Here is a 24,686-nt window from a genome sequence, read left to right as displayed (position 1 = left end):
AAATGTTTGGGGTATGGAACAACTGGGAACGTTGTGGGGTTGGGGAACATCACGATTGCGCGGCGCGGTGTCGGTCACGGCACTCGCCTGCGCGGCGGTGATCGGTGTGTCCTTCGCACCGATCGCCGCCGCTGAACCGGCGGGCTATCGGCCCGCCGTCATTCCGATGCAAGCGGGTCCGGCGCAGTCCGATCACCTGGACGCCGCCCATTACATCAAGGCCAACCCGAACTCGGTTCCGGTGGGGCTCAACAACTTCGGGTGTACGCCCACCGCTGAGCACCCGCGGCCGATCGTGTTGGTACACGGCACCGATTCGAGTGCGTACTCCGACTGGGCGGGAATCGGGCCGCAGCTGGTGTCGGCCGACTACTGCGTCTTCGCGCTGAACTACGGCGGAGCGCCGGGCGCCGACACCTACGGCACCGAGGACATGCGCATCAGTTTCGCCCAGCTCGCCCAGTTCGTCGACGATGTCCTCGTCGCGACCAAGGCGACCAAGGTCGATCTGGTCGGGTTCTCGCAGGGGGCGAACGTCAGTCGGTTCTATGTCAACAAGCTCGGGGGCGCGCCGAAGGTCGGGACCTGGGTCGGCCTGGCCTCACCCAGTTACGGCGGGGTGATGTACGGACTGGTCCCGGTGGGCCAGGCCGTTCCCGGCATGATGGATGTCTTCGCGAAGGTCACCTCGACCGCTGCGGTCCAGCAGGCCCAGGGTGAACCACTCATGGTGGAGCTCAACGCGGGCGGCGACACCGTGGCCGGTGTCCGGTACGTCACCGTCGGCAGCCGGGTCGACGAGATGATCCAGCCGTTCTCGAACATCGCGCTGCGCGGTGCGGGCGCCGAGAACCTCGTCCTGCAGGACCTGTGCGCCGACGACCTGACCGGGCACTTCCACCTGGTCTACGACCCCTTCGTGCAGCAGTTGCTCCAGCGCGTCCTCGACCCGGCCCGGGCACCCGCACCGGTCTGCGCGCCCGTCCCGCTCGGCACCGGCATCCCCGAGGTGATCATCGCGGGCAACTCCTGACAGCCGGGCTGGACGGAAGTACCTCGCGGGGTCACTAGACTGGGACGACCGCAATTCGTCCTCCCCGGGAGCCGCCGTGACCATTCAGCCCGTTCGCCTGTTCGGCGACCCGATCCTGCGTTCTCGTGCCGACGCGGTCACCGAGTTCGGTCCCGACCTCGCCACGTTGGTCGCCGATCTCACCGAGACCATGCACGACGACGGTGGGGTCGGGATGGCCGCGCCGCAGATCGGTGTCGGGCTGCGGGTGTTCGTCTACGACACCGGCGATGCCGCGGGGCATGTGGTGAATCCGGAGTGGTCGGCCCTCGGGGCCGACGAACAGGTCGGTCCCGAGGGCTGCCTGTCGATCCCCGGCGTGCGGTACGACGTGCGCCGGGCGGCGCGCGTGCGGGTCAGCGGGGTCGACGTCACCGGTGCGCCGGTCGAATTCGAAGCCGACGGTCTGCTCGCGCGCTGCGTACAGCACGAGTACGACCACCTCGATGGCGTGCTGTTCATCAACCGGCTCGAATCGGCCGACCGCAAGGACGCGATGCGTACCATCCGCGAATCCGACTGGTTCCGTGGCGGGATCACCGTGCGCGAATCCAGCGGCGTCGGCGGTGGCCGCTGATGCGCGTAGTTTTCGCGGGCACGCCCGAGCCCGCTGTGCCGTCGTTGCGCCGGTTGATCGAGAGCGAAGGCCACGAGGTCGTGGCGGTCGTCACGCGGCCCGACGCGGTCGCGGGCCGTGGTCGCAAGCTCCTGCGCTCGCCGGTCGGGCAGCTCGCCGACGAACACGGCATTCCGGTGTTCACGCCACGCAAGCCGTCCGAGCCCGAGTTCGTCGCCGCGCTCACCGAGCTCGCACCGGACTGCTGCCCGGTCGTCGCCTACGGTGCGCTGCTGCCCCAGCAGGTGCTCGACATCCCCGCCCACGGCTGGATCAACCTGCACTTCTCGCTGCTGCCCGCCTGGCGCGGGGCGGCTCCCGTGCAGGCGGCCATCGACGCCGGTGATGACATGACCGGCGCGTCGACGTTCCTGATCGAAGCAGGCCTCGATACGGGCCCGGTGTACGGGGTGATGACCGAGAAGATCGGGCTCACCGACACCGCGGGCGAACTGCTGGCCCGGCTCGCCGAAGCGGGTGCCGTGTTGCTCGAGAAAACCCTGGACGGCGTGGAAGACGGTTCGCTGCAAGCGATTCCGCAATCCCATGACGGCGTGACCTACGCACCGAAGGTGACCGTGGAAGCCGGGCGGATCGGGTTCGACGAACCCGCGCTCGCCATCCACCGCCACATTCGCGCCGTCACCCCGGCGCCCGGCGCGTGGACCGAGGTGAACGGGCTGCGCCTCAAACTCGGCCCGGTGGAAATGGTGGAGGAAACCTTGCCCGAACGCGAGATCGAGGTGCGCAAATCCGGCGTCTTCGTCGGAACATCGACCACAGCGGTCCGCCTGGGTCAGGTCCAGCCGCCCGGCAAGAAGATGATGAACGCCCTGGACTGGGCGCGTGGCGCCCGCCTCGCGCCCGGCACGGTGATCGGATGAGTGCCTCGGACCGCCGCCGTCGCCGTGAAGCCGACGCCGCGAAGGGCGTGAGCCCCCGCGAGGATCGCAAACCCACCGGAAAGTCTGGCGAGCCGCGCGGCGGTAGCCCCCGCGACGAGCGCAAGATCACCGGCAAGAACGTCGACGGCGGCTGGGCCGCCCGCGCCGCGAAGGGCACCACCACCCCGCGCGCGGACGGCGACCGCTGGACGGATCGCTCCGACCGCCCCCGCCGCGACGACCGCCCCGGGGGCGCCCGATCCGGCGCGCCCCGCCGTGCCGACGACCGCCCCGGTTTCGCTCGCGGCGCGCAGGGTCGCGACGCGGGCAATCGACGCGACGACGCTCCGCGCTCCGGCGCGCCCCGCCGCGAAGACGACCGCCCCGGTTTCGGTCGCGGCGCGAGTGACCGGGCGCAAGGACGTGACGCGGGCGCTCGACGCGACGACGCCCCGCGTTCCGAGGCACCTCGTCGTGCCGACGACCGCCCTGGCTTCGGCGGCGCGAACGAGCAGGCTCAGGGCCGTGACTCGGCGGACCAGCGCGGTGACCGTGGCAACGCGGCACGTTCCGGTGCGGGACGGTCCGACCGTGGCGCGTCACGTCCCGATCGTGGTGCGCGCGTAGGAGACTCGCGTGGCCGTGGTGCGGGCAACCGGGATGCTGGTGCGCCGGCGGGCAAAGCGCCCGCTCAGCGTCGTCCCGAGCGTCCCGATCCCAGTGTGCCCAGTCCACGCAAGCGCCGCGGCGAGCCCGTGGACCCCGCGCGCGAAGTCGCCCTCGATGTGCTGCGGGCCGTGCGTGAGCGCGACGCCTATGCCAACCTCGCGCTGCCGAAACTGTTGCGCGAGCGCAAGATCAGCGGGCGCGACGCCGCGTTCGCGACCGAGCTCACCTACGGCGCCAGCCGTTCGCAGGGGCAGCTCGACGCGGTGATCTCGGCATGCGCGGGCCGCCCGGTCGACGAGATCGACGGCCCCATCCTCGACATCCTGCGCCTCGGCGTCTACCAGCTGCTGCGGACCCGTACCAGCGCGCACGCCGCCGTCGACACCTCCGTCGACCTGGCCAGTGCCGAATTCGGCCAGGGCCGTGCCGGTTTCGTCAACGCGGTGTTGCGGCGAGCGGGGGAGAAGACCGCCGAGGAGTGGATCGCCGAGCTGGCCCCCGCCGACCCGGTCGGCAAACTGGCCTTCGAGCACGCGCATCCGAAATGGATCGCCCAGTCCTTCGCCGACGCGCTCGGCGCGCAGGCGGGTGAGCTGGACGCACTCCTGAAAGCCGATGACGAACGCCCGGTCGTGCACCTGGTCGCCCGGCCCGGCGAGATCACCTCGGAAGAGCTGGCGCTGGTCACCGGCGGTGAGGAGGGCCGCTGGTCCCCGTACGCGGTGTATCTCGACGGCGGCGATCCCGGTCTGCTGGAACCGGTCCGTGACGGCATCGCCTCCGTCCAGGACGAGGGCAGCCAGCTGGTCGCGCTCGCTCTCACGCGTGCGCCGCTGGAGGGCCCCGACAAGGGTCGCTGGCTCGATCTCTGCGCGGGTCCCGGCGGTAAGGCGGCCTTGCTCGGCGCGCTCGCCGCGATCGACCTGTTCACGGTCGACGCTGTCGAACCGGCCGAGCACCGTGCCGAACTGGTTCGCAAATCCACCCGGAATCTGCCCGTCACCGTGCATGTCGCGGACGGTCGCGACAGTGGCCTGACCCCCGGCTACGACCGCGTCCTCGTCGACGCGCCGTGCACGGGCCTCGGCGCCCTGCGTCGCCGCCCCGAGGCGCGCTGGCGCCGCACTCCGGCCGACGTGGCGGAGCTGGTGACACTGCAGCGTGAACTCCTCACCGCCGCATGGGATCTGGTGCGCCCTGGTGGTGTCGTCGTGTATTCGACCTGCTCACCGCACCTCGCCGAAACAGTGTCGGTGGTCGCCGATTTCGTCCGCCGCAGCGGCGCCGAGGAACTCGACAGCCGCGAGTTCCTGCCCGGTGTCACCGATCTCGGTGACGGCCCCTCCGCGCAGCTGTGGCCGCATCGCCACGGCACCGACGCCATGTTCCTGGCGACGTTGCGCAAGAAGTAGCCGCGACAGTACGACGGCGCCGTCCCCCGCAACGGGGGCGGCGCCGTTCCATTCGTCCAAGCGAGGAGCGAGCGCCGAGCGGAGAATCGGCGTATGGCGATGACATGGGATCAGGTGGTCGCGATGGCGACGGCACTACCGGGTGTGGCGGAAGGCACCTGGTGGCGCAGTCCCGGCCTGAATGTCGGCGGCAAGAGCTTCGCTCGACTGCGTGACGAGGCCGAAGGCGGCCTCGTGCTGCTCTGTGAGCCCACGGAGAAGGAAGCGCTGCTGGCTTCCGGCGACCCAGCTTTCTACACGACCCCGCACTATGACGGGTACCCGTACATCCTCATCGACCTCGACGTGGTCGACCCACAGCAGCTCGCCGAGCTACTCGACAGTGCCTGGTGGCTGCGCGCACCCGCGAAGCTGCGGCGCGCGAGGCAGGGTGCATAGGAGAGGACGCCGTTGTCCTGTCCCCGAGTCAGTCCCGTTCGGACAATTCGCGCAGGCGCGCCAGGGTTTTCGCGAGAATCCGGGACACGTGCATCTGCGAGATCCCCAGCTGCGACGCGATCTGTGTCTGCGTCATCGACTCGAAGAATCGCATGGTCAGGATGCGGCGCTCCCGTTCGGGCAGGCCCGCCAGCAGTGGCCGCACCGCGATGTACTCCTCGACCCGGTCGAACTGCGACTCTTCCTCGCCGAGCGTGTCGAGCAGCGACGCGTCGCTGTCGCGCCCGATCGAGGCCGCGTCGATCGACGTCGGCTGATAGGCATTGCCCGCGATGACGGCCTGGGTGACCTCGTCGGGGTCGACATCGAGTTCGGCGGCGATCTCCTTGGCGGTGGGGGAGCGGCCCAGTCGTTGCGAGAGCTGATCCACGGCCGCGCCGATCCGCAGGTGGGTTTCCTTGACGCGCCGCGGGACTCGCATCGCCCAGGTGTTGTCCCGGAAGTATCGCCGGACCTCGCCCATGATCGTCGGCACCGCGAAGGACAGGAAGTTCGAGCCACGGCTCAGGTCGAACCGGTCCACCGCGTGCACCAGACCGACGCGCGCCACCTGCGACAGATCGTCGAACGGCTCGCCGCGTCCGCTGAATTTGCGGGCGATGTGATCGGCCAGCGGAATGCAGCGGTTGATCAGCGCATCGCGCGCGACCGCGTGCGCGACACTGCCCGGCTCGGTCGCCGCGAGACGCTCGAACAGGGCGCTGACGTCGTCGTACCCCGACACCGGTTCCGGAGTTTCGGTCTCCTCCTCGATACTGTCCTGCTCGAGGGCTTCCTTGTCCGGTTCCGCGGCGTTCTCCGATTCCGCGGCAGGGGAGTCGGTTTTGTCGGGTTCGCTGAGATCGTGCTGGTCGGGCTGGTTGTCCTCGCCGTGCACTATGCCTTCCCCCGGACCCTGCGGAATCGGACCGTCGTCGGGTACCCGGACACGCCTGCGTCGAAATCCTGCTGTTCGGCGATGACCTCGTCGCAGAGCGTGCGCAGCACATGCCACCCGAAGCTGCGCTGATCCGGCATGCCCTGCGCCGCAGCGACACCGTCGACGCGCACCTGGAGTTCGAAGTCACCGACGAGGAATTCGCAGGTGAGCAGCGTATCCGGGCCCGCGATCGCGATGATCGTCGAGCACACCTCATCCACGGCCAGGCGCACGTCGGCTACCTCGTCGAGGGTGAAATCACTGAGTAGCACCAGTGTTTCGGCCAGTCCGCGCACGATTGGCAGCTGCGTCAGCTGTGCTGCCACACGAATCTCCACCGGGGCGCCGAAAGGCCCATGTTCCGCCGAAAAATTGGTCACCCTGAGAAGGCTACCCATATCCCGGCAGGGCAATCACCATCGCCGTCGCTACACTGGCGCGCTGTGTCCACTCCGACGTTCTCCCGTCCGTCCCAGCCGATGATCGCCCCGTCAATCCTGTCCGCGGACTTCGCGAATCTGGCCGCCGAGGCCGCCGCGGTCGAAGGATGCGATTGGCTTCACGTCGACGTCATGGACGGGCACTTCGTACCGAACCTCACGCTGGGTCTGCCGATCGTGCAGAGCCTGCTGAAGGCGACCGATATCCCGTTCGATTGCCACCTGATGATCGACGATCCGGGCCGCTGGGCCCCGAGCTACGCCGAGGCGGGCGCCTACAACGTCACCATTCACGCCGAAGCGACCGATGATCCGATCGCGGTGGCGCGCGATATCCGCGCCGCGGGCGGGCGGGCCGGGCTGTCGGTGAAGCCGAACACCCCGATCGAGCCGTACCTAGAAATCCTGCGCGAATTCGACACCCTGCTGGTGATGAGCGTGGAACCCGGTTTCGGCGGGCAGTCGTTCATCCCCGGCGTGCTGGAGAAGGCGCGGATCGTGCGCAATCTGGTCGATTCGGGCGAACTGCACCTGGTCGTCGAAATCGACGGCGGCATCAACGACGACACCATCGAGCAGGCGGCCGCCGCCGGCATCGATTGCTTCGTGGCCGGGTCGGCCGTCTACAACACGGCCGACCCGGGTGCTGCCGTGCAGAAGCTGCGCAACCTGGCCACCTCGGCCTGGCTGCCGTAACTACAGGGCGCGGAGCTTGCGGGTGCCCAGCGCCCGCGCCGCGTCGATGACGGCCTGCACCGGCGGCCGCTGGTCACCGGACTCGGGTTCCTGCACCCAGGTGCGGTAGCCGGTGCGCTCGTCGTCGGGGGAGGGCAGCACGATCTGGCTGCCCGCGCAGGCGACGGTCGCGTACAGGCGGAACAGTTCGGCCGACGCCGTCGCGGTGACCGAGTCCGGGCGGCAGGGGCCGGTGAGGAACGTCCAGCGCCGCGCGCGGGGATGATCGACCACCGGACCCGCGATCGCGGCCTCGCGCAGTCGGGCCTGGACGCGCTCGCCCAGATCGCCGGGCATGGTGACCGCGCCGTAGTGCGCGCCGATCTGGAGCAGAATGCGGCGGGAATCGAAATCGATCTTGGCCGGTAGGTGCAGTTCTCGCCGATAACGCACGCAGCGCATTTCCAGCGTCGAATCGATCAATGTGCTCACGCGGCACCCCCACATATAGCGAACCTGTTGTGACCCACAGTGTTGTCTTCCTGGAGTGGTGGACTATCCCTGGGGCGAACTCCCGGTAGCCGCTGTGCTCCGGGCGATGATGTCGGGAGAACCTGCAGTTCCAGGGCCCGACATCTGGCTGAACAGCAGGAATCGTTGACGTAACAATATTGCGTCAGCGGCGCGGCGGGCGCAAGCATTACACTCACCGTGTTTCCAGTTCGTAGTGGCGGGTAATACCAGGCTAAGGCAGCCTGATGAATGCCGGGGATCGGTTCGCCGAAAATTGGATTGAACGCCAACCGCCGTATTGATTAACGGCGGCGTTGCGTCATGTCGATACACGGTTGCGACCCCAACGATGCGCTATCGATCGCTTTCGGTGATCAAGGGCTGCGCGCGGTCGGGTTCGGCCCCCGACCCGGGCTCACGGGCCGCGCTACTAGGCTGTGCGACGAGCTGGGTGGCCTCGCGGGAATAGCGGCCACTCATCTGCTGTTGGGCCCAACGGGTACGGATGACGCGACAAGGGAGTCAGGCATGTTCACAGGGATCGTCGAGGAGCTCGGCGAGATCGTGGCCACCGAGGCGCTGACCGACGCCGCCCGATTGACGATCCGCGGCAAGCTGGTGACTTCCGATGCCGGGCACGGCGATTCGATCGCTGTCAACGGCGTCTGCCTCACCGTCGTCGACGTGATCGACGGCGACAGCTTCACCGTCGACGTCATGGACGAGACGTTGAAGCGCTCGAGCATCGGCGGCTTGGTCCCCGGATCGCCGGTCAACCTCGAGCGCGCGGCCGCATTGAACAGCCGCCTCGGCGGCCACCTCGTGCAGGGCCACGTCGACGGCACCGGCGCCGTGCTGCGACGCACCCCGTCGGAGAACTGGGAGGTCGTACGGATCTCGCTGCCGGATTCCATCGCGCGCTATGTGGTGGAGAAAGGCTCGATCACCGTCGACGGCGTTTCCCTCACCGTCTCCGCGCTCGGCATCGACGACGAGCCGAACGCCGACGGATCCCGTGACTGGTTCGAGGTCTCCCTGATCCCGACCACCCTCGCCCTGACCGTCCTCGGCACCGCCCCCGTCGGCGCCACCGTGAACCTCGAGGTGGACGTCATCGCCAAGTACGTGGAGCGCCTCGCCCAGCGAGGCTGACACCGATCGGCGCCGGGCCTCACCGAACACCCCGAGGCCACGCCGTAATGTAGGAAGTCATTGCCATCCCCCAGGGCAGTTTCTCGGCCGCCTCGATCTGGACCGACCAGAGGGTGCGACGAAGGAGTGCCCGCCGGGAGGGAAGATCGAGGCCCACCGGGCCGAGAAACCCGCGGCCCCGGCCGCCAAATATACGGAGCAAGCAGACGTGACCAGGTTGGACAGCATCGAGCGCGCGGTCGCCGATATCGCGGCCGGCAAGGCTGTTGTCGTCATCGACGACGAGGACCGGGAGAACGAAGGCGATCTCATCTTCGCGGCCGAGAAGGCCACCCCGGAGCTGGTCGCGTTCATGATCCGCTACACCTCCGGCTACATCTGCGTGCCGTTGACCGCCGACGACTGCGACCGGCTCGGCCTGCCGCCGGCGTACGCGATGAACCAGGACAAGCACGGCACCGCCTACACCGTCTCGGTGGATGCGCGCGAGGGCATCACCACCGGCATCTCCGGCGCCGACCGGGCCGTCACCATGCGCCTGCTGGCCAGCGCGCAGGCCAAGGCCGACGAGTTCACCCGCCCCGGCCATGTGGTGCCGCTGCGCGCCAAGGACGGCGGCGTGCTGCGCAGGCCCGGCCACACCGAGGCCGCGGTCGATCTGGCCCGGATGGCCGGGTTGCGTCCCGCGGGCGTGATCTGCGAGATCGTCAGCCAGAAGGACGACGGGCACATGGCCCGTACCGACGAGCTGCGCGTATTCGCCGACGAGCACAACCTGGCGATGATCTCGATCGCCGACATGATCGCCTGGCGGCGCAAGCACGAGAAGCATGTCGTGCGGGTGGCCGAGGCCCGTATTCCGACCGCTCACGGCGATTTCAAGGCCGTGGGCTACCAGAGCATCTTCGACGATGCCGAGCACGTCGCGCTGGTGCGCGGCGACATCGGTGACGGCGAGGACGTACTGGTGCGGGTGCACTCGGAATGCCTGACCGGTGACGTCTTCGGCTCGCTGCGCTGCGATTGCGGCCCGCAGCTCGACGCGGCACTGGAGATGGTCGATCAGGAGGGGCGCGGCGTCGTCCTCTACATGCGCGGGCACGAGGGCCGTGGCATCGGCCTGATGCACAAACTGCAGGCCTACCAGTTGCAGGACACCGGTCGCGACACCGTCGACGCCAACCTCGATCTCGGTCTGCCCGCCGACGCCCGTGACTACGGCACCGGCGCGCAGATCCTCGTCGATCTCGGCATCCGCTCGATGCGCCTGCTCACCAACAATCCGGCCAAGCGGGTCGGCCTCGACGGCTACGGTCTCACGATCACCGAGCGCGTCCCGATGCCGTTGCGCGCCAATGCCGAGAACCTGCACTACCTGCGCACCAAGCGGGATCGGATGGGCCACGACCTGGTCGGCCTCGACGATCTCGACCTCGGCGAAACCGCGCAGTGATCATTTCGTACGAAAGGCGGCAACGATGAGCGGTACAGGGGTCCCGAGCTTCGCGCTGGCGCAGGCCAAAGACGTCAAACTCGGCATCGTCGCCTCGCGGTGGCACACCGAGATCTGCGACACCCTCGTGGCGAATGCCGAACGGGTGGCCAAGGAAGCCGGCGTCGAACATGTGACCGTGGTGCGCTGCGCCGGTGCGATGGAGCTGCCGGTCGTCGCGCAGGAGCTGGCGCGCACGCACGACGCCGTGGTGGCTCTGGGCGTCGTGATCCGTGGTGGCACACCGCATTTCGAGTACGTGTGCGATGCGGTGACGGCCGGGCTGACCCGGGTGTCGCTCGATGCGGCCACCCCCGTCACCAACGGTGTGCTCACGACGAACGACGAGGAGCAGGCGCGCGATCGGGCCGGGCTGCCCGGTTCGGCGGAGGACAAGGGCGAACAGGCCTGCGCCGCCGCTCTCGACGCCGCGCTCACCTTGCGCGCACTGCGATCGGTGTGACCGTGCCGGTGGTGCGGACCTGGCGTCGTAGCGCTCCTCAGCCCGACGCGGGCTGGGAGTTCCAGGTGCGTCCGCGCCGGGCGACCCGCACCGCCATCGTGGTCGCGATCGCCATCCTCGTCGCGTTCACCGCGGGTGGGCTGCTGCTGCGCACCGGGTCGACCGGGGTGAACTTCCGGGTCGCCGATCAGGTCGCGATGATCCTGATCGGGGTGGTCGGGGCGGGCGCGGTACTGATGCTCACCCGTCCGCGAGTGCGCGCGGGCAGCCAGGGTGTCGGGGTGCGCAATATCCTGGGCGAGCAGGTGTACCCGTGGGCCTACATCCGTGGCGTGTCCTTCCCGGACCGCAAGGCATGGGCCCGCCTCGAACTGGCCGACGACGATTACGTCCCGATGCTGGCGATCCGTTCCAACGACAAGACCCACGCCGCCGACGCCATCGAGCGCGTCCGCGAACTCGGCGCCCGCTACGCCCCGCGGGACTGACTTCGCTGAGCGGTCGGCACCTGGAGCCGACTGATTGCCGGCAACGCTGCTGTCTGTGCGCCACCGAGTCGTGACGCACAGACCAGCGCATCAGCGGGTATCGCCGAGGACCGCTCCCTCGCGGCGCGGATCCGCACCGCCGATCCAGCCGTCCTTGCCGTTGTGCTGCAGGGCGCTGAGCCCGCTGGACTGCGGCGCCACCGACACCTGATGGCCCATCGCCCGCAGCTTCTCGACCAGGGGATCGTGGTCGCCGTTGTCGGTCGCATTGATGTCCGGGTGCTCACCGCCGACGCCGGTGACCGGCGTATTGCCCGCGCCGAACGACACCCCGGAGACCGCCTGTTGCGGGTCGAGACCCCAATCCAGCACATTGACCAGCGTTTTCACGACGAACTGGATGATCACCGAACCACCGGGTGAACCCGTGACGAGCTTCAGTTCGCCACGGTCGCCCCGATCGTCACGATCGAACACCAGGGTCGGGGCCATCGAACTGCGTGGGCGCTTGTTGGGCTGGAGGCGGTTGGCCACGGGTGTCCCGTCGGGGTCGACCGGGTCGGCGGCGAAGTCGGTGAGCTGATTGTTGAGCACGAATCCGTCGACGAGATGGAAAGACCCGAACGCCGATTCGACCGTCGTGGTCATGGCGGCGGCGTTGCCGTACTTGTCGATGACGGAGATGTGGCTGGTGCCGTGTTCGGGCGGCTGTGGACCGTTGCCGAGGGGGACCGGCCCGAGGTTGCCGGGCTTGGCGGTACCCATGCTGCGCTGCGGGTCGATCAGCGTCGACCGTTCCTTGAGGTACTGCGGGTGCACGAGCGAGAGCGCCGAATTACCCGGCAGCGGAACGAAATCCGGGTCGGCGACGTACTTGTTGCGATCGGCGTAGGCCAGTCGCTCCGCTTCGGAGATCAGGTGCACGGCCTGCGCGTCGGGCCGCCCGCCGTTGGCGTCGAGCTCCTGTGGCCGCAGCGCGGGGAGATCGAAATTGGCGAGAATGCCCAGCGTCGCCGCGACGGTGCTGCCGCCCGAGGACGGCGCGGGCATGCCGCACAGTTCGTACTTGCGGTACCCGGTGCACAGCGCCGTGCGCTTCTTCGCCTCGTAATTCGCCAGGTCGGTGGTGGTCAGCGCGCTGGGGGTACGGCCGCCCGCCGTGCTGCCCGCCGCCTCGACGATGTCCTGGGCGATGGCGCCGCTGTAGAAGGCCTTCGCGCCGTCGGTCGCGATCGCCGAGAGCGTTTTCGCCAGCGCCGGATTGGTGAGGAGGGTGCCCGACTTCTTGGGCGAGCCATCGGCTTCGAGGAAGTAGCCACGCGCGGCCTCGTCGGCGGCCAGGTCTTTCGCGGATTCGGCGATCTGGCCTGCCAGCCGCGGACTGATCTCGAAACCGTTGTCGGACAAGCTGATCGCGGGATCGAACAGTTCCTTCCAGGCGCTCATCCCGTGTTCGGAATGGGCGAGTTCGAGCATCCGCAGCACTCCGGGCACGCCGATGGAGCGACCGCTGGCCCGGGTATTCGGTGCGGGTTCGGTGCGGTCGGTGTCGCTGACCCAGCGCAGATAGTTCTCGGTCGCCGCGGCAGGAGCGGTCTCGCGGCCGTCGTAGGTGTCGACCGTGCGCGACTTCGCGTCGTAGTGCACCAGGAAGGCGCCGCCGCCGATGCCGGAAGCCTGTGGCTCGACCAGACCGAGTACTGCCTGTGCGGTGACCAGGGCGTCGGCCGCGGTGCCACCCGCCCGCAGTACCCGGCACGCGGCCTCGGTGGCGATCGGGTTGGCGGTCGACACCGCGTAGGTGCTGGTGCGCACCGCCGTCATATCCGAGCGATAGCCCGACGCGATCTCAGGGTTGGTGCTGAGATTCTGCGAGGTCGGCGCCCCGGTGCCGGTGGCGGGCGCCGCGGACACAGGAGTGCCGTTGGGCGTGCTCGTGCATTCCGCGGCCGTTTTCTCGTCTGTCGAACATCCGGCCAGTACCCCCACCGCGAGCACTGCGGCCGTCGTGGCCCCGATCCACGTCCGTCGCCTTGGCGTCATCCAGCCAGGGTAACCCGGCGGTACGACGCGATTCGATCTTTTTCCGCCGGGGGCTTGCCGTGTGCCCCTGTCCGGCCGCGACGGCCGGATGGCCGGCACACGAATCCTGGGTTACCCGGCCGATTTCCGCCGGGCGCACTGTCTTCGTCTGGCTACCCTGGCTGCCATGGACATCGACGCGGTGCTGTTCGACTTCTCCGGCACGGTCTTCCGCCTGGAGGACGACCGGACCTGGGCTCACGAACTGGTCGGGGACGACGGGACGCCGTTCGACGTGGCGGCGAAAGCCGAAGTGATGCGCCGGATGACCGCGCCGGTCGAACAGTTCATGACCTTCGACGCGGTGGGCCAACACGCCTGGGACAACCGCGATCTCGACCCCGCCCTGCACCGGTATGCCTACCTGGAGGTGCTGCGCGGCTCCGATGTTCCCGAGGCCCAGGCGATCCGGCTCTACGAACGCCTCACCGACCCGCTCGCCTGGACCCCCTATCCCGACACGGGCACCGTCCTGGAATCGCTTGCTGCCCAGGGAATCCCGATCGGCATCGTCAGCAATATCGCCTACGACATCCGCCCCGCCTTCGCGAAACACGGCTGGACCGACCTCATCGGCTCGATGACGCTGTCCTTCGAGATAGGTGCCATCAAACCGAACCCGCAGATCTTCCGCGACGCCACCGACCGCCTCGGCGTCACCCCTGACCGCGTCCTCATGATCGGCGACAGCGCCGAGGCAGACGGCGGCGCCACGACCCTCGGCGCCCGCTTCGCCCTCGTCGACCCGCTACCCACCCCCGACCGCCCGCGCGCGCTCATCGACGCCCTCGCCGAACACGGCATCCGAACCGCCGACTGACCGCCTGTGGCCGGATCGCCGGCAGACAGTCCCGCCCGACGGCCGGCGGATGCGCGCAGTCGGGCGACCCGGCCGAGGCGCAGATCAGCGTTGGCGGGTGAACCAGGTCCGGGCAGAGGGCCGAAGGAGCATCGCCGCGACCGCGCCATTGGCGACGACGCCGACCACACCCGGCGGCAGCCCGGTGAGAATGCCCGTCGACGACACCAGGCACGCCAGCACCGCGACCCCGATCGCCGCCTTGCGCACCAGATCACCGCCCTGCCGGAACAGCAGCACCAGCGGAACCAGCGCGAAGGACGGCAGATACCCGGCGAGCAGCGCGCCGAGCGAGCCGCCCAGCGCCACCGTGATCGCGATCAGCACTACACCGACGGCGGTGGCGACCGCGGCGATCAGCCGCGCTCCGCGCACCGTCCCCGGCATGACTCCGTGCGGGGACACCTCGTCGTCGTACAGGTCGTCACCGGTTTGCGGCAGGGCGGCGGCATTGCTCATCGGACGTCCTTTCGGGCACATAATCCGAGCCCTCACGCTACACAGGCAGTCGCACAGCTCACCCCGGCGACCTCGCTCGTCCGTGTAGGGCTGCTGCGCCGGTTGATACCTCGGCAGTGCGGACCTGTCGGGGCCCCTCGCTAGGCTGGATGGGTGGCAGATCCCGCGACGTACCGGCCGGCGCCGGGCACGATTCCCGTCGAACCCGGTGTGTACAAGTTCCGGGACGTGCACGGGCGGGTCATCTATGTGGGTAAGGCGAAGAGTCTGCGCAGTCGGCTGAACTCCTACTTCGCCGATGTGTACTCGTTGCATCCGCGCACCAAGCAGATGGTCACCACGGCGGCCGCTGTCGAGTGGACGGTGGTGTCCACCGAGGTGGAGGCGCTGCAGCTCGAGTACAACTGGATCAAGGAATTCGATCCGCGATTCAACGTCCGATACCGCGACGACAAGACCTATCCGGTGCTCGCGGTGACCCTCAACGAGGAGTATCCGCGACTGTTCGTCTACCGGGGCGCGCGCAAGAAGGGCGTGCGCTACTTCGGTCCTTACGCGCACGCCTGGGCGATTCGCGAGACCCTCGACCTGTTGCTGCGGGTGTTCCCGGCGCGAACCTGCTCCAACGGAGTTTTCAAGCGGCACAGCCAGATCGGGCGTCCGTGCCTGCTCGGCTATATCGACAAGTGTTCCGCGCCGTGCGTGGGCCGGGTCAGCGCCGACGAGCACCGCCAGATCGTCGAGGACTTCTGCGACTTCCTGTCCGGCAAGACCGACAAGATGGTGCGCGCACTCGAACGCCGCATGCACGAGGCCGCCGAAGACCTCGACTTCGAGAACGCCGCCCGCTTGCGCGACGACGTGCAGGCACTGCGCCGCGCCCTCGAAAAGCAGGCCGTGGTGCTCGGCACCGGCACCGACGCCGATGTGATCGCCTTCGCCACCGACGAACTGGAAGCCGCGGTCCAGATCTTTCACGTCCGCGACGGACGCGTCCGCGGCCAGCGCGGCTGGGTCGTCGACAAATCCGGTGACGCGCTCGATGTCGCGGAATCGGGAACCGAGATGGCTGCCCTGGTGGAACAGTTCCTCACCCAGTTCTACGGCGAGCAGGCCGCCATGGCGGACCAGAACGGTGACGCCGCCATCGTCGTCCCCCGGGAAGTGCTGGTCCCCGAACTGCCCGCCGACGCCGAGGAGATCGGGGAGTGGCTCAGCAAGATGCGCGGCTCCGCGGTCTCGCTGCGCATCCCGCAGCGCGGCGACAAGAAGGCTCTCGCCGAGACGGTGCAGCGCAACGCCGCCGAGGCGCTGGCTCAGCACAAGCTCCGCCGGGCCGGTGACCTCACGTCGAGATCGCAAGCGCTGCAAGACATTCAGGACGCACTCGAACTCGACAGCGCCCCGCTGCGGATCGAATGCGTCGACATCAGCCACGTGCAGGGCACCGACGTCGTCGCCTCGCTGGTGGTCTTCGAAGACGGCCTGGCCCGCAAGTCCGACTACCGCCACTACGCGATCAAGGAAGCCGCGGGCGACGGCCGCTCCGACGATGTCGGCAGCATCGCCGAGGTGACCCGCCGCCGCTTCGCCCGGCTCGCCCGCGACCGCGAACAACCCGTCGAGATCGAGCCCGACGAGGTCGACGAACCCGCCTCACGCCCCGGCATCGACCCCACCACCGGCCGACCGCGCCGCTTCGCCTACCCGCCCAACCTCTACGTCGTCGACGGCGGCGCACCCCAGGTCGCCGCCGCCGCCGAGGTCCTCGACGAACTCGGCATCACCGATGTCGCGGTGATCGGTCTGGCCAAACGCCTCGAAGAAGTCTGGGTGCCCGGCGAAGCCGACCCGGTGATCATGCCGCGCAACAGCGAAGCGCTGTTCCTGCTGCAACGCGTGCGCGACGAAGCCCACCGCTTCGCCATCACCTTCCACCGCAGCAAACGCTCACGCCGGATGACGGCGTCGGCGCTGGATTCGGTGCCGGGCCTCGGTGAGACGAGGCGAACCGCCTTGGTCACCCACTTCGGCTCGGTCGCCAGAATCAAGGACGCGACTGTCGAGGAGATCACCTCGGTGCCCGGTATCGGGGTCTCGACGGCGAAAGCGGTGCTCGCGGCACTCAACAGTCCGTAACCCGCCGACGGCCGGTATCTCAGGACGCAACATTGCGTGTGCCGTACGTTGTGTGTCTGCGCCCGATACCCGAACCGGTGCGGGATGATCGAAAGGCACCCAGAAACGGATCCGGTAGGACATGACACGCGTCGAATCGAATAACAATGCGGGGGCGGCACCCGGGCAATCCGGGACGGTCACCGACACACAGCAACCAGTAGAAGTGGTCATCGTGACCGGCTTGTCCGGCGCGGGCCGCGGCACTGCCGCGCGCGTGCTGGAGGACCTCGGCTGGTACGTGACCGACAACCTACCGCCCGAGCTGATCGGGCGAATGATCGAGCTGGGCGCCGCGGCGGACCCGCCGATCCGGCGGCTCGCGCTGGTCATGGACGTGCGCAGCCGGTTCTTCACCGGCGAGCTCTCCGGTGTCACCGAGCAGTTGCGCGGCGCCGGCATCCGCACCAGAGTGCTGTTCCTCGAGGCCTCCGACGACGTGCTGATCCGGCGGTTCGGCTTCGCCCGGCGGCGTCATCCATTGCAGAGCGACAGCCCCGACGGGACGCTCTCGGCCGGTCTGACCGCCGAACGAGCCAGGCTGGCCCCGGTCAAGGGGGCCGCCGACCTCGTCATCGACACCACCGAGCTCTCGATCCACCAGCTGCACCGCAAGCTGGAGGAGGCATACGGCGCGGGCGCGCCAGCCGCACTGCAACTGACTGTGCAGTCCTTCGGCTTCAAGTACGGTGTTCCCCTCGACGCCGACATGGTGTTGGACGTGCGATTCCTGCCCAACCCGCATTGGATTCCGGAATTGCGGGAACACACAGGACAGGAGTCGGTGGTCAGCGACTACGTGCTGTCCAGGCCGGGTGCGCGGGACTACCTGCAGACCGGCAAACACCTGGTCGACCTGACGACGACCGGATACCGCCAAGAGGGGAAGCGATACATGACCGTGGCAGTCGGGTGCACCGGCGGCAAACATCGCAGCGTCGCTATCGCCGAGGCACTGGGTGAGCGCATCGGCGCCGATACCGGGCACGTGGCGGTGGACGTCGTGCGCGTCGTCCACCGGGATCTGGGGCGCGAATGAGTGGAATCGAAGCCGACCCAGCCGTCGTCGCGCTGGGCGGCGGGCATGGGCTGTACGCGACATTGACGGCCGTGCGCAGGCTGACGAGGCAGATCACCGCCGTCGTCACCGTCGCCGACGACGGCGGGTCCTCCGGTCGGCTGCGCGCCGAGCTGGGCATGCTGCCGCCGGGTGATCTGCGGATGGCCCTGGCAGCGCTGTCCGATGACGCCGACGGGGTGTGGACCACGACGGTGCAGCACCGCTTCGGCGGCACCGGCGCGCTCGCCGGGCACTCGGTGGGCAATCTGATCCTGGCCGGACTCACCGACATCCTCGGTGATCCGGTGGCCGCGCTCGACGAGGTGGGCAGGCTGCTGCGGATCACCGGCCGGGTGCTGCCGATGTCGCCGATTCCGCTCGACATCGAGGCCGAAGTATCGGGCCTGGAGTCGGACCCGCGGATCGGCCGGTGCGTGCGCGGTCAGGTTGCGGTGGCGACCACGCCGGGTAAGGTCCGGCGGGTGCGGCTGATTCCGTCCGATCCGCCCGCCAGCCCCGAGGCGACCTCGGCGATCGACGACGCGGATGTTGTTGTGCTGGGACCTGGTTCGTGGTTCACCAGCGTCATTCCGCATGTCCTGGTGCCGCAACTGCACGCGGCGCTGGTGCGCACGCGGGCACGCAAGGTCCTCGTGCTGAATCTGGCGGCGGAGCCCGGCGAGACAGCCGGCTTTTCCGCGGAGCGCCATCTGCATGTATTGTCCCAGCACGCACCGGATTTCGCGGTCGACGATGTGCTCGTCGACTCGGCATCGGTGCCGGAGGGGCGGCAACGGGAACATGTGGCAAGAGCCGCCGAACAGTTGCGGGCACGGGTAACGTTCTGCGATGTCGCCGAGCCGGGAACGGATCGGCATCATCCCGGAAAACTTGCCGCCGCACTGGATCAGCTGGTCCGGTCGCCGCGGCCGCAACTGACTGGGCTTCGATTCGAGAGACGGCACAGTGCCTCAGATGTGCACAGTGTTCCAGATGAGCGTTCGGGGTCGGTGGGAAAGGAGCGCGTCTCGTGGCGATGACAGCCGAGGTGAAGGACGAGCTGAGCAGGCTCGTGGTGTCGCAGGTCAGCTCGCGTAAAGCGGAGCTGTCGGCGTTGCTGCGGTTTGCGGGCGGTCTGCACATCGTGGGGGGCAGGGTGATCGTGGAAGCCGAGGTGGACATGGGGTCCATCGCCCGGCGACTGCGCAGAGAGATTTTCGAGCTGTACGGATACGGCTCCGATGTGCATGTGCTCGGCGCGGGTGGGCTACGCAAGACTTCCCGCTACGTGGTGCGCGTGTCGAAGGAAGGCGAGGCGCTGGCGCGCCAGACCGGATTGCTCGATGTGCGCGGCCGCCCCGTGCGCGGGCTGCCCGCGCAGGTGGTCGGCGGCAGCATCGGTGACGCCGAAGCGGCATGGCGTGGCGCGTTTCTCGCGCACGGCTCGCTCACCGAGCCGGGTCGTTCCTCGGCGCTCGAGGTGAGTTGCCCCGGTCCGGAGGCGGCATTGGCACTGGTCGGCGCGGCGCGCAGGCTCGGCATCACCGCCAAGGCGCGGGAAGTGCGCGGCACGGACCGGGTCGTGGTGCGTGACGGCGAGGCGATCGGCGCCCTGCTCACCCGGATGGGCGCGCAGGACACCAGGCTCACCTGGGAAGAACGTCGGATGCGCCGCGAGGTGCGGGCCACCGCCAACCGGCTCGCCAACTTCGACGACGCGAACCTGCGTCGTTCGGCGCGCGCGGCCGTCGCGGCGGCGGCGCGGGTCGAACGGGCGCTCGAGATCCTCGCCGACGATGTTCCCGAGCATCTCGCCGCGGCGGGCAGGCTGCGGGTGCAGCATCGGCAGGCCTCCCTGGAGGAACTCGGTCAGCTGGCCGATCCGCCGATGACCAAAGATGCTGTCGCGGGCCGGATCCGGCGATTGCTGTCGATGGCCGACCGGCGCGCCAAGGATCTCGGCATCCCCGATACCGAGTCCGCGGTGACAGCGGAGCTGCTCGACGACGCGTAGTAGGAACAGCAACAGACTCCGCACGCCGAAAGGTGTGGCGAATCCGACGATTAGTGCAGAGCGGTCATACATGACCGCTCTGCCCTCTATTCTGGGGTCTCCGCAGGCCTGAGGCCGGGGAGCTCACAACTCACAGGTGGCTGTCGTGAAGGCTGGCTCGGCTACTACTGTGGTTACCGTCGGAATGAATCCGCTTGAAAGCTGAGGAGCGATAACGTGACTGTCCGGGTAGGTATCAACGGCTTCGGTCGTATCGGACGTAATTTCTTCCGTGCGGTGGAGGCGCTGAAGGCCGTCGGCGAGACCGATATCGAGATCGTCGCGGTCAACGACCTCACCGACATCAACACCCTCGCCACCCTGCTGAAGTACGACTCGATCCTGGGTCGTCTGCCGCAGGACGTCTCCGTCGAGGGCGACACCATCGTGGTCGGCGAGCAGCGCATCAAGGCGCTCGCGATCAAGGAAGGCCCCTCGGCACTGCCGTGGGCCGACCTGAACGTCGACGTGGTCGTCGAGTCGACCGGCATCTTCACCGCCGCGGAGAAGGCCAAGGGCCACCTGTCCGCCGGCGCCAAGAAGGTCATCATCTCCGCGCCTGCCACCGGCGACGACATCACCATCGTGATGGGCGTCAACGACGACAAGTACGACGGCAGCCAGAACATCATCTCCAACGCGTCGTGCACCACGAACTGCCTCGGCCCGATCGCCAAGGTGCTCAACGACTCGTTCGGCATCGTGAACGGCCTGATGACCACCATTCACGCCTACACCCAGGATCAGAACCTGCAGGACGCGCCGCACAAGGACCTGCGTCGCGCCCGCGCCGCTGCCCTGAACATCGTGCCCACCGGCACCGGTGCCGCCAAGGCCATCGGCCTGGTGCTGCCCGAGCTGCAGGGCAAGCTCGACGGCTACGCGCTGCGCGTTCCGGTTCCGACGGGCTCGGTCACCGACCTCACCGCCACCCTGGCGAAGCCGGCCACCATCGAAGAGATCAACGCCGCGATGAAGGCCGCCGCCGAGGGCCCGATGAAGGGCATCCTCAAGTACAACGAGGACCCGATCGTGTCCAGTGACATCGTCACCGACCCGCACTCGTCGATCTACGACGCGCCGCTGACCAAGGTCATCGACAACCAGGTCAAGGTCGTCTCCTGGTACGACAACGAGTGGGGCTACTCGAACCGCCTGGCCAACCTGGTCGATCTCGTCGGCAAGTCGCTCTGACCGCGATGACAGTTCAGACACTGCAGGATCTCCTGGCCGAGGGTGTCGAGGGTCGGGGCGTGCTCGTGCGCTCCGACCTGAACGTTCCCCTCGACGACAACGGTCAGATCACCGACCCGGGCCGCATCATCGCCTCGGTGCCCACGATTCAGGCGCTGGTCGAGGCCGGCGCCAAGGTGGTCGTGATGGCACACCTGGGCCGCCCCAAGGGTGAGCCCGATGCCAAGTTCTCGCTCGCCCCGGTGGCGGCGAAACTGGCTGAGCTGCTGGGTCGCAATGTCCAGCTGGCCGGTGACGTGGTGGGCTACGACGCGCTCTCGCGCTCGGAGGGCCTCACCGACGGCGACGTGCTGCTGCTGGAGAACGTGCGCTTCGATCCGCGCGAGACCAGCAAGGACGAGTCGGAGCGGGCCAAGCTCGCCGCGGCGTTCGTCGAGCTGGTCGGCGACGACGGTGCGTTCGTCTCCGACGGTTTCGGCGTGGTGCACCGCAAGCAGGCGTCGGTCTACGACGTGGCCCAGCAGCTCCCGCACTACGCGGGCACGCTGGTCGCGGCCGAGGTCGAGGTGCTGCAGAAGCTCACCCAGGACCCGGCCCGCCCGTACGCGGTGGTGCTCGGTGGCTCCAAGGTCTCCGACAAGCTCGCGGTGATCGAGGCGCTGGCCCCCAAGGTCGACACCCTGGTGATCGGCGGCGGTATGTGCTTCACCTTCCTTGCCGCGCAAGGTCTTCCGGTCGGCGGCTCGCTGCTGCAGGCCGAGATGATCGACACCTGCAAGGATCTGCTCGAGCGCTTCGGCGACGTGCTGCACCTGCCGGTCGACATCGTGGTGGCCGACAAGTTCGCGGCCGACGCCGACACCGAGACCGTCGCGTCGACCGAGATCCCCGACGGCTGGCTCGGCCTGGACATCGGCCCCGAGTCGGTGTCGCGATTCGCAGCGCTGCTGACCGAGGCCGAGACGGTGTTCTGGAACGGCCCGATGGGCGTGTTCGAGTTCGAGAAGTTCGCCGCGGGTACCCGTGGTGTCGCCGAAGCCATCGTCACCGCTACCTCCAAGGGTGCGTTCACGGTCGTCGGTGGCGGCGACTCGGCGGCCGCCGTGCGTGCGCTCGGTCTGCCCGATGACGGCTTCTCCCACATCTCCACCGGTGGCGGCGCTTCCCTGGAATACCTGGAAGGCAAAGAGCTGCCCGGTATTTCGGTGTTGGAGGGCTGAGCGATGGCAGCACGTAAACCGCTCATCGCGGGCAACTGGAAGATGAACCTCAACCACCTCGAGGCCATTTCGCTGGTGCAGAAGGTGGCGTTCGCGCTGCCCGAGAAGTACTTCGCGAAGGTCGACGTGACGGTGATCCCGCCCTTCACCGATCTGCGCAGTGTGCAGTCGATCGTCGACGGCGACAAGCTCCTGATCACCTACGGCGCCCAGGATGTCTCGGCGCACGACTCCGGTGCCTACACCGGCGAGATCAGCGGGTCCATGCTGGCCAAGCTCGGCTGCACCTTCGTGGTCGTCGGGCACTCGGAGCGTCGTCAGTACCACCTCGAGGACGACGCGACCGTGCTGGCCAAGGCCAAGCAGGCGCTGAAGAACGAGATCACCCCGATCGTCTGCATCGGTGAGGGTCTCGGCGTCCGCGAGGCGGGCACGCACGTCGACTACAACCTCGAGCAGCTGCGTGGTTCGCTCAAAGGTTTGACGGCGGAACAGATTTCGCAGGTCGTCATCGCCTACGAGCCGGTCTGGGCCATCGGCACCGGCAAGGTCGCCTCGGCGGCCGACGCGCAGGAAGTCTGCGGCGCGATCCGCGGCGAGCTGGAGAAGCTGGCTTCCCCGGAGGTCGCCGCGGGCGTGCGCGTGCTCTACGGCGGCTCGGTGAACGCCAAGAACATCGGCGAGCTGATCCGGCAGACCGATATCGACGGCGCGCTGGTCGGCGGTGCTTCGCTCAAGGGTGACGAGTTCGCCACCCTGTCGGCGATCGCCGCGGGCGGTCCGCTGCCCTGATCGGGCACTGAACACCGAAGGGCCGGAAACCGAGTGGTTTCCGGCCCTTCGCTTCTCGTGAACGCGGGCGGCTACCGCGCGTGCAGGATGAGGCCGTAGCCGTTGTCGTTGCGCAGGGTGAGGGTGTCGGCGTCGATGGTGGCGCTGGTTCGGCCGTCCAGCGCGCGCAGCACGTTCTGCTCGACCTCCATCACCTCCGGCGCACACATCATCTTGGTGGTGGCGACGGCGAAATTCACCGCGTCGCCGGGGCCGACGCCCGCGGTGCCGGTGATCCGGTTGCAGCCCGCCGAGCCGTTGACGGTGCCGCCGTCACCGATGGTGAGATTCGGGCTCACCTCGTCGAGCGTGGTCGAGCGGATCTGCCCGTCCGGGGTGAGCATGGTGGTGACCACCCACGCGGTGCCGGTCAGCGGCTTGTCGGGAGTGACGACCTTCTTGTCGGTGAGATGGATGGTGACGGACTTGCCCGTCAGCGTCAGCCGATCACCGTCGAGGCGCCAGGTGGGGTCGGATTCGAGGAAGTCGCTCTGCCAGGCGTCGGCGCGTTCGCGGTCGCCGGGACAGGCCATCAGGGTGCTTGCCAGTGGCGAGGTGTGCAGGATGTGGTTGCTCAGGTCGACGGTGCCGCCCGCGGAGTTGCAGCCCGAGTTCGCCGAGATCCGTCCGTCGGTGAAGCCGAGCGTCATCGGACCGCCGCCCGGGATCTCGTCGCCGACGACCTCGGTGGAGACATAGGTGTGGCCCATCGGCGTGGCAGTGTCGTCCACCGGTTCCGTTCCGGTCGAACCGCACCCGGCCGCCACCAGGCCGACCAGGGCGAGCAAGGCGGCCAGAGGACGAGGTGATATCCGCATGGAGCCGATGGTACGGACCGCCCCGGGCATCGCTCGTCGATGCTCGGGGCGGGTCGCGATCCGGCGCGGAACTACTTGCCCGCGTCGCCCGTGCAGCTGGCGCTGGCGAGCTGACCGGTGGCCTGATCCTCGGCGATCACCTTGCCGCCGACCGTGATCTTGCAGGACACCGTTCCGCCGTCGATGCCCGACATGACGCTCAGCGACACGAACTTCACCAGCCCGGTGATCGTCACGTCCTTGGACCACGGCAGCGCGGTATCGGATTCGGTGACCACGTCCAGGCTGCCATCGGTGTAGATGACCGTGGAGGTACCGGTTCCGCCGGCCTGATAGGAGACGGTGACCTCCCGGCTCACCTCGTTCTCGATCTCGTTGGCGACCGTGCCGACGAGCGCGACGCATCCGCCGACGACCAGCAGCAGGACCACCAGCACCCCGCCGAGCACCCATGGCCACACCTTCTTCTTGCGCGGCGGCTGCGGGTAACCACCCTGGGGCGGGTAGCCACCGTGCTGCGGGTAGCCACCCGAGGGCTGCTGACCGTAAGGCGGCGGTTGCTGGCCATAAGGCTGCTGCGGATGGCCGGGTGGGACAGTCATGCGAATTTTCCTCCGTGTCGTGCAGGCCCGCCGAACG

At 68.4% G+C, this 24,686-nt stretch carries 25 protein-coding genes; 18 read left to right on the top strand and 7 right to left on the bottom strand.

What is annotated here, in order from left to right:
- Nucleotides 1–13 precede the first annotated feature (13 nt).
- The 5 genes from ACWDXS_RS15140 (at nucleotide 14) to ACWDXS_RS15120 (ending at nucleotide 5,091) form a co-directional block, all read left to right on the top strand.
- Nucleotides 14–1,033, top strand: a complete 1,020-nt coding sequence (locus tag ACWDXS_RS15140) for an esterase/lipase family protein (RefSeq protein WP_449965950.1) — start codon at nucleotides 14–16, stop codon at nucleotides 1,031–1,033.
- Between the two features lie 76 nt (nucleotides 1,034–1,109).
- Nucleotides 1,110–1,649, top strand: coding sequence for a peptide deformylase (gene def / locus ACWDXS_RS15135; protein ID WP_449965947.1), 540 nt, complete (start codon nucleotides 1,110–1,112; stop codon nucleotides 1,647–1,649).
- Nucleotides 1,649–2,572, top strand: a complete 924-nt coding sequence (fmt, locus tag ACWDXS_RS15130) for a methionyl-tRNA formyltransferase (RefSeq protein WP_378662499.1) — start codon at nucleotides 1,649–1,651, stop codon at nucleotides 2,570–2,572. The genes def and fmt overlap by 1 nt, the downstream gene beginning before the upstream one ends.
- Nucleotides 2,573–3,294: 722 nt before the next feature.
- Complete coding sequence (locus tag ACWDXS_RS15125; protein WP_387444445.1) at nucleotides 3,295–4,653, top strand: RsmB/NOP family class I SAM-dependent RNA methyltransferase; 1,359 nt, start codon at nucleotides 3,295–3,297, stop codon at nucleotides 4,651–4,653.
- A gap of 93 nt (nucleotides 4,654–4,746) precedes the next feature.
- Entirely contained in the window at nucleotides 4,747–5,091 is a 345-nt protein-coding gene (locus ACWDXS_RS15120; protein ID WP_378989078.1) for an MmcQ/YjbR family DNA-binding protein, read from the top strand.
- 28 nt (nucleotides 5,092–5,119) lie between these two features.
- Here the strand turns inward: ACWDXS_RS15120 and ACWDXS_RS15115 are convergent, their stop codons facing one another.
- Together ACWDXS_RS15115 and ACWDXS_RS15110 are read right to left on the bottom strand one after the other, a co-directional pair.
- Nucleotides 5,120–6,028, bottom strand: coding sequence for an RNA polymerase sigma factor SigF (locus ACWDXS_RS15115; RefSeq protein ID WP_378989079.1), 909 nt, complete (start codon nucleotides 6,026–6,028; stop codon nucleotides 5,120–5,122).
- Nucleotides 6,028–6,396: an anti-sigma factor gene (locus ACWDXS_RS15110; protein ID WP_379318243.1), complete on the bottom strand. Its 369-nt coding sequence runs from the start codon at nucleotides 6,394–6,396 to the stop codon at nucleotides 6,028–6,030. The genes ACWDXS_RS15115 and ACWDXS_RS15110 overlap by 1 nt, the downstream gene beginning before the upstream one ends.
- Nucleotides 6,397–6,549: 153 nt before the next feature.
- Here ACWDXS_RS15110 and rpe point away from each other — a divergent pair, with 153 nt between their 5' ends.
- On the top strand, nucleotides 6,550–7,206 hold the full coding sequence (rpe, locus tag ACWDXS_RS15105) for a ribulose-phosphate 3-epimerase (protein WP_378628313.1): 657 nt from the start codon (nucleotides 6,550–6,552) through the stop codon (nucleotides 7,204–7,206).
- Here rpe and ACWDXS_RS15100 read toward each other — a convergent pair whose 3' ends face one another.
- The gene (locus tag ACWDXS_RS15100; protein ID WP_378655995.1) at nucleotides 7,207–7,677 is read right to left on the bottom strand and encodes a hypothetical protein; all 471 of its coding nucleotides are present in this window, start codon (nucleotides 7,675–7,677) and stop codon (nucleotides 7,207–7,209) included.
- Nucleotides 7,678–8,226: 549 nt separating this feature from the next.
- Between ACWDXS_RS15100 and ACWDXS_RS15095 the strand changes: the two genes are divergently transcribed.
- The 4 genes from ACWDXS_RS15095 (at nucleotide 8,227) to ACWDXS_RS15080 (ending at nucleotide 11,293) form a co-directional block, all read left to right on the top strand.
- The gene (locus ACWDXS_RS15095) at nucleotides 8,227–8,850 is read left to right on the top strand and encodes a riboflavin synthase (protein WP_378989081.1); all 624 of its coding nucleotides are present in this window, start codon (nucleotides 8,227–8,229) and stop codon (nucleotides 8,848–8,850) included.
- A 208-nt stretch (nucleotides 8,851–9,058) separates the two neighbouring features.
- A complete protein-coding gene (locus ACWDXS_RS15090) occupies nucleotides 9,059–10,303 on the top strand; it encodes a bifunctional 3,4-dihydroxy-2-butanone-4-phosphate synthase/GTP cyclohydrolase II (protein WP_449965939.1) in 1,245 nt (414 codons plus the stop codon).
- Between the two features lie 25 nt (nucleotides 10,304–10,328).
- Nucleotides 10,329–10,805 (top strand): 6,7-dimethyl-8-ribityllumazine synthase, encoded by a 477-nt coding sequence (ribH, locus tag ACWDXS_RS15085; protein ID WP_378627052.1) that lies wholly within the window; start codon nucleotides 10,329–10,331, stop codon nucleotides 10,803–10,805.
- A complete protein-coding gene (locus tag ACWDXS_RS15080) occupies nucleotides 10,802–11,293 on the top strand; it encodes a PH domain-containing protein (protein ID WP_449965936.1) in 492 nt (163 codons plus the stop codon). The genes ribH and ACWDXS_RS15080 overlap by 4 nt, the downstream gene beginning before the upstream one ends.
- Before the next feature lie 90 nt (nucleotides 11,294–11,383).
- Here ACWDXS_RS15080 and ggt read toward each other — a convergent pair whose 3' ends face one another.
- Complete coding sequence (ggt, locus tag ACWDXS_RS15075; RefSeq protein ID WP_449965933.1) at nucleotides 11,384–13,336, bottom strand: gamma-glutamyltransferase; 1,953 nt, start codon at nucleotides 13,334–13,336, stop codon at nucleotides 11,384–11,386.
- A gap of 166 nt (nucleotides 13,337–13,502) precedes the next feature.
- On the opposite strand from ggt, the gene ACWDXS_RS15070 reads away from it, so the two are divergent.
- On the top strand, nucleotides 13,503–14,195 hold the full coding sequence (locus ACWDXS_RS15070) for an HAD family hydrolase (protein ID WP_379314852.1): 693 nt from the start codon (nucleotides 13,503–13,505) through the stop codon (nucleotides 14,193–14,195).
- Between the two features lie 84 nt (nucleotides 14,196–14,279).
- On the opposite strand, the gene ACWDXS_RS15065 is transcribed toward ACWDXS_RS15070, so the two are convergent.
- On the bottom strand, nucleotides 14,280–14,693 hold the full coding sequence (locus ACWDXS_RS15065) for a hypothetical protein (protein ID WP_378989085.1): 414 nt from the start codon (nucleotides 14,691–14,693) through the stop codon (nucleotides 14,280–14,282).
- Nucleotides 14,694–14,846: 153 nt separating this feature from the next.
- Here ACWDXS_RS15065 and uvrC point away from each other — a divergent pair, with 153 nt between their 5' ends.
- The 7 genes from uvrC to tpiA all read left to right on the top strand — a co-directional run bounded on the left by uvrC (nucleotide 14,847) and on the right by tpiA (nucleotide 23,190).
- A complete protein-coding gene (uvrC, locus tag ACWDXS_RS15060) occupies nucleotides 14,847–16,832 on the top strand; it encodes an excinuclease ABC subunit UvrC (RefSeq protein WP_378627060.1) in 1,986 nt (661 codons plus the stop codon).
- Nucleotides 16,833–16,953: 121 nt separating this feature from the next.
- The gene (gene rapZ / locus ACWDXS_RS15055) at nucleotides 16,954–17,910 is read left to right on the top strand and encodes an RNase adapter RapZ (protein ID WP_358062678.1); all 957 of its coding nucleotides are present in this window, start codon (nucleotides 16,954–16,956) and stop codon (nucleotides 17,908–17,910) included.
- The gene (locus tag ACWDXS_RS15050) at nucleotides 17,907–18,971 is read left to right on the top strand and encodes a gluconeogenesis factor YvcK family protein (protein ID WP_449965928.1); all 1,065 of its coding nucleotides are present in this window, start codon (nucleotides 17,907–17,909) and stop codon (nucleotides 18,969–18,971) included. Before rapZ ends, ACWDXS_RS15050 begins: the two co-directional genes overlap by 4 nt.
- Nucleotides 18,962–19,945, top strand: coding sequence for a DNA-binding protein WhiA (gene whiA, locus ACWDXS_RS15045; RefSeq protein ID WP_101467118.1), 984 nt, complete (start codon nucleotides 18,962–18,964; stop codon nucleotides 19,943–19,945). The genes ACWDXS_RS15050 and whiA overlap by 10 nt, the downstream gene beginning before the upstream one ends.
- 216 nt (nucleotides 19,946–20,161) lie before the next feature.
- The gene (gene gap, locus ACWDXS_RS15040; RefSeq protein ID WP_056810475.1) at nucleotides 20,162–21,178 is read left to right on the top strand and encodes a type I glyceraldehyde-3-phosphate dehydrogenase; all 1,017 of its coding nucleotides are present in this window, start codon (nucleotides 20,162–20,164) and stop codon (nucleotides 21,176–21,178) included.
- 5 nt (nucleotides 21,179–21,183) lie between these two features.
- Entirely contained in the window at nucleotides 21,184–22,398 is a 1,215-nt protein-coding gene (locus ACWDXS_RS15035) for a phosphoglycerate kinase (protein WP_378989087.1), read from the top strand.
- A gap of 3 nt (nucleotides 22,399–22,401) precedes the next feature.
- Nucleotides 22,402–23,190 carry a triose-phosphate isomerase gene (gene tpiA, locus ACWDXS_RS15030; RefSeq protein WP_449965923.1) on the top strand — a complete coding sequence of 263 codons (789 nt, stop codon included), beginning with the start codon at nucleotides 22,402–22,404 and terminating at the stop codon, nucleotides 23,188–23,190.
- 71 nt (nucleotides 23,191–23,261) lie between these two features.
- Here tpiA and ACWDXS_RS15025 read toward each other — a convergent pair whose 3' ends face one another.
- Both ACWDXS_RS15025 and ACWDXS_RS15020 read right to left on the bottom strand, forming a co-directional pair.
- Complete coding sequence (locus ACWDXS_RS15025; protein WP_449965920.1) at nucleotides 23,262–24,047, bottom strand: META domain-containing protein; 786 nt, start codon at nucleotides 24,045–24,047, stop codon at nucleotides 23,262–23,264.
- Between the two features lie 71 nt (nucleotides 24,048–24,118).
- Entirely contained in the window at nucleotides 24,119–24,649 is a 531-nt protein-coding gene (locus tag ACWDXS_RS15020; RefSeq protein ID WP_449965917.1) for an MmpS family transport accessory protein, read from the bottom strand.
- Between the last annotated feature and the right edge of the window lie 37 nt (nucleotides 24,650–24,686).

This window comes from Nocardia sp. NPDC003183 (genome assembly GCF_053590715.1).
This window is presented reverse-complemented; position numbering and strand designations above follow the sequence as displayed.